Origin of the sequence: Stappia sp. (assembly GCF_048261845.1) — a bacterium.
Lineage (GTDB): Bacteria > Pseudomonadota > Alphaproteobacteria > Rhizobiales > Stappiaceae > Stappia.
In genome coordinates this window covers 20,309-30,697 of the sequence record NZ_JBLXFR010000050.1, presented here as the reverse complement: position 1 = coordinate 30,697, position 10,389 = coordinate 20,309, and the positions used below count along the sequence as shown (strand labels likewise).

The 10,389-nt window shown below is 66.1% G+C and carries 9 protein-coding genes; all 9 read left to right on the top strand.

Annotated features, from left to right (window positions below; genetic code table 11):
• The first annotated feature begins 209 nt into the window (after positions 1-209).
• The 9 genes from ACN0T5_RS16900 (at position 210) to ACN0T5_RS16860 (ending at position 10,342) form a co-directional block, all read left to right on the top strand.
• Positions 210-695 (top strand): oxidoreductase, encoded by a 486-nt coding sequence (locus ACN0T5_RS16900; protein ID WP_417769786.1) that lies wholly within the window; start codon positions 210-212, stop codon positions 693-695.
• Between the two features lie 4 nt (positions 696-699).
• Positions 700-2,721, top strand: coding sequence for a putative bifunctional diguanylate cyclase/phosphodiesterase (locus ACN0T5_RS16895; protein ID WP_417769785.1), 2,022 nt, complete (start codon positions 700-702; stop codon positions 2,719-2,721).
• Between the two features lie 137 nt (positions 2,722-2,858).
• Entirely contained in the window at positions 2,859-3,689 is an 831-nt protein-coding gene (locus ACN0T5_RS16890) for a 3-keto-5-aminohexanoate cleavage protein (RefSeq protein WP_417769784.1), read from the top strand.
• A 371-nt stretch (positions 3,690-4,060) separates the two neighbouring features.
• Complete coding sequence (locus ACN0T5_RS16885; RefSeq protein WP_417769783.1) at positions 4,061-4,780, top strand: FadR/GntR family transcriptional regulator; 720 nt, start codon at positions 4,061-4,063, stop codon at positions 4,778-4,780.
• Entirely contained in the window at positions 4,770-5,783 is a 1,014-nt protein-coding gene (locus ACN0T5_RS16880; protein ID WP_417769782.1) for an ABC transporter ATP-binding protein, read from the top strand. The genes ACN0T5_RS16885 and ACN0T5_RS16880 overlap by 11 nt, the downstream gene beginning before the upstream one ends.
• Positions 5,780-6,928 carry an ABC transporter ATP-binding protein gene (locus ACN0T5_RS16875; protein ID WP_417769781.1) on the top strand — a complete coding sequence of 383 codons (1,149 nt, stop codon included), beginning with the start codon at positions 5,780-5,782 and terminating at the stop codon, positions 6,926-6,928. The genes ACN0T5_RS16880 and ACN0T5_RS16875 overlap by 4 nt, the downstream gene beginning before the upstream one ends.
• 17 nt (positions 6,929-6,945) lie before the next feature.
• Positions 6,946-8,457, top strand: a complete 1,512-nt coding sequence (locus ACN0T5_RS16870) for an ABC transporter substrate-binding protein (RefSeq protein ID WP_417769780.1) — start codon at positions 6,946-6,948, stop codon at positions 8,455-8,457.
• An 87-nt stretch (positions 8,458-8,544) separates the two neighbouring features.
• Positions 8,545-9,351, top strand: a complete 807-nt coding sequence (locus ACN0T5_RS16865; RefSeq protein ID WP_417769779.1) for a glycosyltransferase family 25 protein — start codon at positions 8,545-8,547, stop codon at positions 9,349-9,351.
• Positions 9,352-9,394: 43 nt separating this feature from the next.
• Positions 9,395-10,342, top strand: coding sequence for an ABC transporter permease (locus ACN0T5_RS16860; RefSeq protein ID WP_417769778.1), 948 nt, complete (start codon positions 9,395-9,397; stop codon positions 10,340-10,342).
• The last annotated feature ends 47 nt before the right edge of the window (positions 10,343-10,389 follow it).

Below are 10,389 nucleotides of genomic sequence, written 5' to 3'. Positions count from 1 at the left end.
GGCCGTTGGGTTTGGCATGCTTGTTTCACACTTTTGAAGGTGAATATGAATTAACAAAAAGTAAATATAGAAATACGCGAATAAGTATTTAATCAAAAATTTGCCTCCGTCTTGCAGTATGATTCTGAAAATCGAAATGGCGACGCCCTCAATTCAAACGATTTGAGGGCATTCGATTTAAAATATAAGCACTCCGACGGAGGGTGGTCATGTTGATCCGGTGTATAATATTGTCAGTTCTGGCGGGTATTGGGCTTGTACTGGCGGGCCCTGCCCGTTCGGGCGGGCCGGTCGTCCTGACCGTGGAGGGGCGAATCGAAGGCGAGGCGTCCCGGGATTTCACCATTTCCGACCTCGAGAAGCTTGGCGTCACCAGCGTGACGACATCGACGCCCTGGCACGACAAGATCGTCACATTCGAGGGGGTCCGCCTCGCCGATCTGATGGCGTATGTCGGCGCGACCGGCGACCAGGTCGAGGGCGTTGCTCTCAACAATTTCTATGCCGAGATCCCGAGATCGGATTTCACCACCTATGACGCGCTGCTCGCCTTCAAGGCGGATGGCGCCTATCTCGGCGTGCGCGACAAGGGACCGCTCTTCGTCATCTATCCCTTCGACCGCTTCCCGGAGCTCAAGAACGAGCTCTACTACTCGCGTTCAATCTGGCAGTTGCGCCGCATCAACGTGAAGTGAGCCCATGCGCTGGCCGTCCTTCCTGCGACGGAACGGGTCGATAGGAGACCGGTTCCGACATGTCGGCATCCTCGTTCTGGGGCTGTTGGTGCTCGCCATCCTGGTGCATGCGGAAGCTGTGCTGACGACAAGCAGCGCTTTCGAGAGATCGATGCGCTACGACATCGCCATGTCCGGACTGAACGGACGGGTTGATGCGATCACGGCACGTCAGCGCCTGTCGCGATACGCGGCCAGCGGCAAGGTCGAGGATGCGGAAGAGGCCTGGCTTTTCTACAATATCCTGGCCGGCCGGGTGGATACGTGGTCGTCAGGTGCGTTCGGAGCCTTTGTCGCGTCGGCGCCGTCCCGCAAGGCGGCGCTGGACGATCTCGGCGAACTGGTCCGGGGCGTCGAAAGCGATTATGCGGCGCTGCCGGACAAGGCGGCGCTGGAGCGCATCGACAGGGTGCTGGCCGAAGCGGTGCGTGTGACCGACCGCATCGGCGGCGAGGCCTTGATGAGCAATCTGGCCGAAGCCCAGGAAATCCGCCAGGTGCTGTTCCAGCGCCAGCGGCTGCAGAACGTGCTGGTCGAACTGCTGATCGCCTTTGGCGCCATCCTGCTGGTCCTCATGTCGATACAGGCCCGTTCCCTGAAGCGAGCCCGATCCAGCGCCGAGGCGGCGGCTCGCGAATTCGAGTTCGCCGCGCGGCATGATCCGCTGACGAAACTTCCCAACCGGATAGCCTTTCACGATGCGCTGGAAGCCGCGCTTGGCGCTGACGCCATGCGGCACCGCGGGCGGTTGACGGTGCTGGCGCTCGATCTCGACGGCTTCAAGGCGGTGAACGACATTCTCGGCCATGCCTCGGGCGACGACCTGTTGCGGTCGGTCGCCGAGAGACTGCGCCGGATCGTTGCCGGCTGGGGCGCTGGCGCGCTGGTGTCGCGGCTGGGGGGGGACGAGTTCACCGTGCTTGTCGGGGTTACCGACGGCGAGCGCGAGGCACAGGTGCGGGCCAGGCAACTGATCGAGGGGCTGCACGAGGCGCACACGCTGAGCGGGGGCAATGTGGTCGTCAACGCCACCATCGGCGTTGCGCTGGTGCGCGAGGGCGAGAGCGGAAACTCGCTGCTGCAGAACGCGGACCTGGCGCTCAGCCACGCCAAGGCGGCGGGCAAGGGCCGGGTGCAGCTCTACAACGGCTCGATGCGTGCCGACGCGACCCGTCGCCGGTTGATCGAGGACGGCATCGAGGCGGCGCTCGAGAATGATGACATCACGGCGCACTACCAGCCGCAGGTGGACATGGGAACCGGCCGCGTCGTCGGCCTCGAGGCGCTTGCCCGCTGGCGTCACAAGCAGCTTGGCTGGATCGCTCCGGGCGAGTTCATTCCGATCGCGGAAGCGTCCGGCCACATTATCGGCATCGGTGAGCGCATCCTGCAGACCGCGTGCCGCGATGCGGTTGCGCTGCCGCACGATGTGCCGGTCGCCGTCAATCTTTCCGTTGCACAGCTGGCCCGGGACGATCTCGTCGATACGGTCGCGGCGGTGCTGAAACGCAGCCGCCTGCCGGCTTCGCGGCTGAAGCTGGAAGTGACCGAAAGCGTCGTGATGAAGGACACGACCCGGGCGATCGCCACGCTGGCGAGACTGAAGGCGCTTGGTGTCGCCATCTCGCTCGACGACTTCGGGACCGGTTATTCGGCGCTGTCCTATCTGCGCAGCTTCGACTGGGACGAACTGAAGATCGACCGCAGCTTCGTGCAGTCGCTGGAGAGCGACCGGCACAGCCTGTCGATCGTCACGTCCATCCTGGAACTGGCCGAACGGCTCGACATTTCCGTCACGGTCGAGGGGGTGGAGACCCGCCAGCAGGTTGACCTGCTGACGGAGGCCGGCTGCCGCATTGCACAGGGGTTCCTGTTCGGTGCCCCGATGCCGGTCGGCGACCTGCCCGCCCTGATGCTGCGCGGCTTTGCCTTGCGCGAGACGGCGACCGCATCGCGGCCGCCGTCGTCGGTGCGCGGGGCGGTGTGATCCGCGCACCGGCCGCCCCCGCAATTGCCGTTCGCCGGCGAAGCTGCTAACCAGACCCCCGCGTCGGGCCTGCCCGATATCGTTGTCCTTGCGGACGCGGGAGCCTGCCGGCGCGTTTCAGGGAGGATTGCCCGTTCATGTCCGAGCCTTGCATCATCTGCGTCGCCATCACCGGTTCCGTGCCGCAAAAGGTCGACAATCCGGCCGTGCCGATCACCATTTCCGAGCAGGTGGAAAGCACCCAGGCTGCCTTCGAGGCCGGCGCGACCATTGCCCATTGCCATGTGCGCGAGGAGGACGGCACGCCGACGTCCGATCCGGAGCGTTTTGCCCGCCTCGTCGAGGGGCTGAAGGCACATTGCCCCGGCATGATCATCCAGCTTTCGACCGGTGGCCGCTCGGGCGCGGGCAAGGCGCGCGGCGGAATGCTGCCGCTTGCGCCCGACATGGCCTCGCTGTCTGTCGGGTCCAACAACTTTCCGACCCGCGTCTATGAGAACCCGCCGGATCTCGTCGACTGGCTGGCTTCGGAGATGCTGGCCTACAACGTCAAGCCCGAGATCGAGGCCTTCGACCTCTCGCATGTCTTCCAGGCGGCGGCGATGGCCAAGGACGGCCGGCTGAAAGGGCCGCTCCATGTGCAGTTCGTGATGGGCGTCAGGAATGCCATGCCGGCGGACCGGAAGGTGTTCGAGTTCTATGTCGAGACATTGAAACGGCTGATGCCGGAGGCGACCTGGACGGGAGCGGGCATCGGCCGCAACCAGATCGAGCTCAACCGCTGGAGCCTCGAACTGGGCGGCCATTGCCGGACCGGACTTGAGGACAATGTGCGTCTCGACAGGGAGCGGCTTGCTCCTTCCAACGCCGCGCTGGTGCAGCGCACCGCCGATCTTTGCGCGGAATACGGCCGGCATCCGGCCAGCGTTGCGGAAGCGCGGCAGCTGCTGGGTCTTCCTGCCGCGTGAACACGCGACCTGAACACCCGGCCTGTACGGGCCGGTTGACCGGATCGACCGCGGCCCCGCCGTTTCCGTAAAGACCTTGATGGACCCCGAAGGGGCGAGGCGTCTGACGCCTCGCCCCTTTTCGCGTTCGCGCGCCGGGGTCTCGCAGGCCGATGGAATGAACCAATTTCATATTGGTTCTGAGGCTGGTTTCGGTGGTCGAGGCCGTTCTTGCCGAAAGTTTCTGCATATATGCGGGTGGGGCGGCGAAAATTTCGGCACACGCTACCTTTCAGGAAGGATCGGGAAGGTGAGGGGCGGAACAGGCTTGTCAGTCGCGCCGGTCTGCGCCATTAATGGAACCAATAGATAAAAAGGTGCAATCGGGGTCGGTGTCCTTGGCAGACGAGAACCAGACACAGCGCAATTCCAGCCTGGCGCTGCAGCGGCTCAGGGTCATCGTCGACCAGCTGGAGCGCGAGGCGCGCGAGCAGTTGCCGCCCGAGCGGGAACTGGCCGAGGAGATCGGCGTCGGCCCCCGCGCGGTGCGCCGTGCCCTCGACGTGATGGAGGCGGAAGGGCGCATCTGGCGCCGGCAGGGAGCGGGGACCTTCATTGCCGCTGCCCGCAGCCGCACCGAGAGCCGCATCCGGCAATTGCCGGAAATGAGCAACATGTTCGAGGTGATGGAGGTGCGTCTGCGCATCGAGCCGGCGCTGGCCAGGCTGGCGGCGCTGCGCGCCACGGCGGCCGAGATCGCCCGCATGCGCGAGATCGCGGGCAAGGTCATCGAGGCCGGCGACATGGACAGCCGCGAGTTGTGGGACAGTTCCCTGCACCGGGCGGTCGCAATGGCGGCGGGCAACACGCTGTTCCTGGCGCTGTTCGACGTGGTCGACCGGGTTCGCCAGGACGACAACTGGCGGCATGTGCGCGAAGCGCTGCGCACGCCGAGTTCCAGCCGCCTTTATCATTCGCAGCATGGCGAGCTGGTCGATGCGATCGAGCGGCGCGATCCCGTCGCCGCCGAACAGGTGATGCGCAAGCACCTTCTGTCGCTGCAGGAGCGGTTGATGTTGCAGAGCGTCGAGGGGCATGCCGATGCCGGGTGATCGTTGCCGCGAGCCGGCCGCGCCGCTTCTTGCGGTGGAGAGCCTGGCGCTGCGCTTTGCCGGAGCGCGATCCAATGTCGTCGACGGGGTGTCCTTCTCCGTGGCGCCGGGCGAGACACTGTGCATCGTCGGCGAGAGCGGCTGCGGCAAGTCCGTGACGGCGCTGTCGCTGATGGGGCTCCTGCCGATGCCGCCGGCGGAAATCGTGTCGGGGCGGGCGCTGTTCGAGGGGCGCGACCTGTTCGCGCTGTCACGCCGCGAGATGGCGGCGATGCGCGGCGACCGCATGGCGATGATCTTCCAGGAGCCGATGACCTCGCTCAACCCGGTCTACACGATCGGAGACCAGATCGCCGAGATCGTGCGCCGCCATCGCGGCGGATCGCGGGCGCAGGCGCGCGCCCGGGCGCTGGAGATGCTGCGGCGGGTCAAGGTGCCGGCGGCCGAGCGCCGGCTTGACGATTATCCGCACCAGATGTCGGGCGGCATGCGCCAGCGCGTGATGATCGCCATGGCGCTGGCCAACGACCCGCAGCTTCTCATCGCGGACGAGCCGACCACCGCGCTCGACGTTACCATTCAGGCGCAGATCCTCGACCTGGTGCGCGAGTTGCAGGAGGAGACGGGCACGGCGCTGGTGTTGATCACCCATGACCTTGGCGTCGTCGCCGAGGTCGCCGACACGGTGGCGGTGATGTATGCCGGGCGCATCGTCGAGGCGGGCTCCGTGTCGGCGATCTTCGACGATCCCCAGCATCCCTACACGCTCGGCCTGATCAGCTCCGTGCCTTCGCTGGGTCATCGTGGCGGCCGGCTCGCGACGATCCCGGGCATGGTTCCCACCGTGGACCGCATGCCGCCCGGTTGCCGCTTCGCACCGCGCTGCCCTTTCGCCGACGACATCTGCCGGGCGGATGTGCCGGCCCTGCGCGAGGTCTCGGCCGGCCACGCCGCCGCCTGCCGGCATGCGCCGCTGGAGCTGAGCTTTGGAGATGCCGCATGAGCGCCGCCCCCTCCATCGTGTCGCCCGCCGCCCCGGCCGCAGCCGATATCGTTCTGGAAGCGCGCGGGCTCGAGAAGCGGTTCCCGGTCGGCTGGAAGCTTTTCGGCGAGCGGCCAGTCGTGCGCGCCGTCGACGGGGTTTCGCTCAAGGTCCGGCGCGGGGAAACGCTTGCCATCGTTGGTGAAAGCGGCTGCGGCAAGTCGACGCTCGCCCGGCTGCTGCTCAGGCTGATCGATCCGAGCGCCGGCGAGGTCTTCTATGGCGGGCAGGACATCGCCGCGTTGCCGAAGGCGGCGATGCGGCGGCTGCGCAAGGACCTGCAGTTCGTCTTCCAGGATCCTTTCTCCTCGCTCAATCCGCGCATGAGCGTTGGCGCCATCATCGAGGAGCCGATGCGGGTGCACGGCCTTGGCGATGCGAAGTGGCGGCGCGGCGAGGTGGCGCGGCTGCTCACCCGGGTCGGGCTCAGGGCCGAATATGCGGGCCGCTATCCGCACGAGTTTTCCGGCGGCCAGCGCCAGCGCATCGGCATCGCCCGGGCGCTGGCGTCCGGCCCGAAGGTGCTGATCGGCGACGAGCCCGTCTCCGCGCTCGACGTTTCCATCCAGGCGCAGGTGATCAACCTGCTGGAGGACCTGAAGCGCGAATACGACCTGACCCTGGTGCTGATCGCGCATGACCTTGCCGTCATCCGCCACATGAGCGACCGGGTCGCGGTGATGTATCTCGGCGAGGTCGTGGAACTGGCCGCCACCGACGTGCTCTACGATGCGCCGTTCCACCCCTATACGCGGGCATTGATGCGGGCGATCCCGATCCCCAGTCCGCGCGCCCGCAAAGCCGCCGCCAACCTTTCCGGCGATGTGCCCTCGCCGCTTTCGCCGCCCGCGGGATGCCGCTTCCACACGCGCTGTCCGCTCGCGGATGCGCGCTGCGAGGCGGAACGCCCGGCGCTCGCCGAGGTGGCCGAGGGCCGCCAAGTCGCCTGTCACCATTGGCAGCGCGTCGCCGGCGAGGGCGTGGCCGCGCTTGCCGAGCCGGAGCCGAGTGCGGCGGCCGCCAAACGTCTTTCGCTTTACCGGGACAGGAGCGAACGCCTGAACGAACAACGTCCCGGATCCAGACCGACAGAGTCACCGAAATGACCAGAGGAGCCATGAGAATGCGCAACAGTCTTCTTGCAGCCCTGCTTTTGAGCGCCAGCGCGCTTGTCGCGCTGCCCGCCGCCGCCGCCGACCTGAGGATCGGCCTCCAGGAGGATCCGGACGTTCTCGATCCGGACCAGTCCCGCACCTTTGTCGGGCGCATCGTCTATGCTTCGCTCTGCGACAAGCTGGTGGACATCACGCCGGACCTCGAGATCGTGCCGCAACTGGCCACCGGATGGTCCTGGTCGGAGGACGGCAAGGTCCTGACCATGGATCTGCGCGAGGGCGTCACCTTCCATGACGGCACGCCCTTCGACGCCGAGGCGGTGAAGGCCAATATCGAGCGGTCCAAGGGTCTGCCGGAAAGCCGCCGCAAGTCCGAGGTCAAGTCGATCGAGGGCGTCGAGGTCAGCGGTCCCTATCAGGTGAAGATGACGCTCGCCAATCCGGATGCGACGTTGCTGGCACAGCTCGCCGACCGCGCCGGCATGATGGTGTCGCCGACGGCGGCCGCTGCTGCCGGGGCTGATTTCGGCTCCAATCCGGTCTGCTCGGGCCCGTTCTCCTTCACCGAACGCGTGCAGCAGGACCGTATCGTGCTGACGCGTTTCGCCGAATACTGGAACGCCGAGGCGATCCATTTCGACACGGTCACCTTCCTGCCGATCCCGGACACGACCGTGCGGCTCGCCAACCTGCGCTCCGGCGATCTCGACATGCTCGAGCGACTTGCCGCGACCGATGCGGCTTCGGTCAAGTCCGACCCGGGCCTGGTCTATGCGGATGCGGTGAGCCTTGGCTACCAGGGCATCACCATCAACATCGACAACGGTGCGCGCGGCGACAATCCGTTCGGCAATGACGCGAAGCTGCGCCAGGCATTCGAACTGACGCTGGACCGCGACGCGATCAACCAGGTCGTGTTCGAGGGCGCCTTCGCGCCGGGCAACCAGCCGTTCCCGCCGACGAGCCCCTGGTACGACAAGGAGACGCCGATCCCTGCGCGCGACATCGCCAGGGCGAAGGAACTGATGAAGGAGGCCGGCCACGAGACCTACGAGGTCGAGGTCCAGGTCGCCAACAATCCGGTGCAGACCCAGCTCATGCAGGTGGTGCAGTCGATGGCCGCGGAAGCCGGATTTTCGGTCAAGCTGAAGTCGATGGAGTTCGCCAGCCTGCTCGCCGACCAGTCGGGCGGCAGCTACCAGGCGAGCCAGGTCGGCTGGTCGGGCCGGGTCGACCCGGATGGCAACATCCACCAGTTCATGACCTGCAAGGGCGGCATCAACGATTCCAAATACTGCAACCCGGAGGTCGACGCGCTGCTCGACAAGGCACGCACGAGCAACGACACGGCGGTCCGCAAGGCAAGCTATGACGCGGCCCGCAAGATCCTCGCGCAGGACCTGCCGATCATCTACCTCTACCACCAGACCTGGATCTGGGCGCTGGATGACAAGATCGAGGGCTTCACCGCCTATCCGGACGGCATGATCCGGCTGCAGAACGTGAAGTTCAAGCAGTAACACGATGTGCGGGGCCCGGGTCGTCCGGGCCCCGCCGGCTTGTGCCCGGCCTGTTTCCTGTCCACCTCCGATCCCGACGGTTCACCCTTGTCCACGACGCCGGTTCCGATCCTGCTCATCAATCTCGACCGCGCCACGGACCGCCTTGCGCGCATGCAGGCTCGTCTTGGCGATTGCGGCGCCGCCTTCGAGCGGGTGCCGGCCGTCGATGCGCGGGCGCTGGAGGATGAGGATTTTGCGCGCCGCGTGCCGGGCGACGGACACTGGGGCCTGTTGACGCCTGGCGAGGTCGGCTGTTTCCTCAGCCACCGCCGGGCGTGGAAGCTCATTGTCGAGAAAGACCTGCCATACGCACTGGTCCTGGAAGATGACGTGGTGATCGGGCGGCAAGGCGCCGACCTGATTGCCTCCGGCGACTGGGTTCCGGGGGATGCCGACCTCGTCAAGCTGGAAACGGATTTCAAGCCGGTGCGACTTTCCGCGCGCGCCGTCGCCCGGGAGGCCGGTCACGACGTGGTCAGGCTGTATTCGTCCCATTACTGCGCGGCGGCCTATCTCGTCACCCGGGTTGCGGCGCGGCGCCTGCTCGCGGCGACGACTGCCTTTCGCGATGCCGTCGACGAGATGCTCTTCGCCGTGCGTTCACCGCTGAGCCGCAGCCTCACCATCTACCAGATGGATCCGGCCCCCTTCGTGCAGGAGCACAAGTACGGCGATCCCTCCTCCGTGTTCGATCCCGGCGGTTCGATCGGGGGGCGCGAGGGCAAGGTGCGACCGGGTCGCTCTCCGTTGGCGGCGCTGATCTCGGTTCTTGCAGGTATCGCCGGCAATGGCTGGCAGGGCGCGCTCGGCCTCCTCGGTCGCCGGCGCCGGGCCGTGGTGCCGTTCAGATGACCCGCCGTCCGGTCCCCTTCTCCCCGTTCGCAGGACATGCGTGATGCTGACCTTCATCCTTCGCCGCCTGCTGATCGCGATCCCGACGCTCATCCTGGTGTCGGTGTTCGTCTTCACCCTGCAGAAGCTGCTGCCGGGAGACCCCGCATTGGTGCTGGCCGGCGAGGAACGCGATCCGGAGGTGCTTGCCTTCATCCGCGAGAAATACCGGCTCAATGATCCGGTGATCCATCAATATTTCTATTGGCTTGGCGGGCTCGTGCAGGGAGACCTCGGGGTATCTCTGAGGACCAACCAACCGGTGCTGCGGCTGATTGCCGACAAGCTGCCCGTCACCATTCAGCTGGCCCTGATGGCGATGGCCATCGCCATGGCGATCGGCATTCCGACCGGCATCCTGTCGGCGGTGAAGAAGGGCGGGCCCATCGACTACATCGCCAATTTCATCGCGCTGTCCGGCCTGTCGATCCCCAATTTCTGGCTCGGCATCATGCTGATCCTGCTGGTTTCGGTGCAACTGGGCTGGCTGCCGGCGTCGGGTTACGTCTCGCCGCTGGAAGACCCGGTGCGCTCCTTCCAGACGATGATCATGCCGGCCTTCGTGCTCGGCACGGCGCTTGCCGCGACATTGATGCGCCACACCCGTTCGGCCATGCTCGGCGTGCTCAAGGCGGACTATGTGCGCACCGCCCGGGCCAAGGGGCTGGGCGAGCGCGTCGTCGTCATCAAGCACGCGTTCCGCAACGCGCTCCTGCCGATCGTCACGCTCGGCGCATTGCTGTTCGGCGAGTTGCTGGCCGGCGCCGTGCTGACCGAGCAGATCTTCACCATTCCCGGCTTCGGCAAGCTGATCGTCGATGCCGTCTTTACCCGCGACTACGCGGTCGTGCAGGGCGTGGTGCTGTGCACGGCGGCCGGCTTCATCCTGATGAACCTCATCGCCGACATCCTCTATTTCCTGCTCAACCCGCGCATGAGGGCCTCCCTGTGAGCGAGCAAGCAACGAGCCCGGTTCCCGTCTCCTCTTCCGACGACGAC

What these genes read in the sequence shown, in the direction of transcription:
- ACN0T5_RS16900 (WP_417769786.1), top strand. Translation starts at nt 210, where the DNA reads ATGTTGATCCGGTGTATAATATTGTCAGTTCTGGCGGGTATTGGGCTT.
- ACN0T5_RS16895 (WP_417769785.1), top strand. Translation starts at nt 700, where the DNA reads ATGCGCTGGCCGTCCTTCCTGCGACGGAACGGGTCGATAGGAGACCGG.
- ACN0T5_RS16890 (WP_417769784.1), top strand. Translation starts at nt 2,859, where the DNA reads ATGTCCGAGCCTTGCATCATCTGCGTCGCCATCACCGGTTCCGTGCCG.
- ACN0T5_RS16880 (WP_417769782.1), top strand. Translation starts at nt 4,770, where the DNA reads ATGCCGGGTGATCGTTGCCGCGAGCCGGCCGCGCCGCTTCTTGCGGTG.
- ACN0T5_RS16875 (WP_417769781.1), top strand. Translation starts at nt 5,780, where the DNA reads ATGAGCGCCGCCCCCTCCATCGTGTCGCCCGCCGCCCCGGCCGCAGCC.
- ACN0T5_RS16870 (WP_417769780.1), top strand. Translation starts at nt 6,946, where the DNA reads ATGCGCAACAGTCTTCTTGCAGCCCTGCTTTTGAGCGCCAGCGCGCTT.
- ACN0T5_RS16860 (WP_417769778.1), top strand. Translation starts at nt 9,395, where the DNA reads ATGCTGACCTTCATCCTTCGCCGCCTGCTGATCGCGATCCCGACGCTC.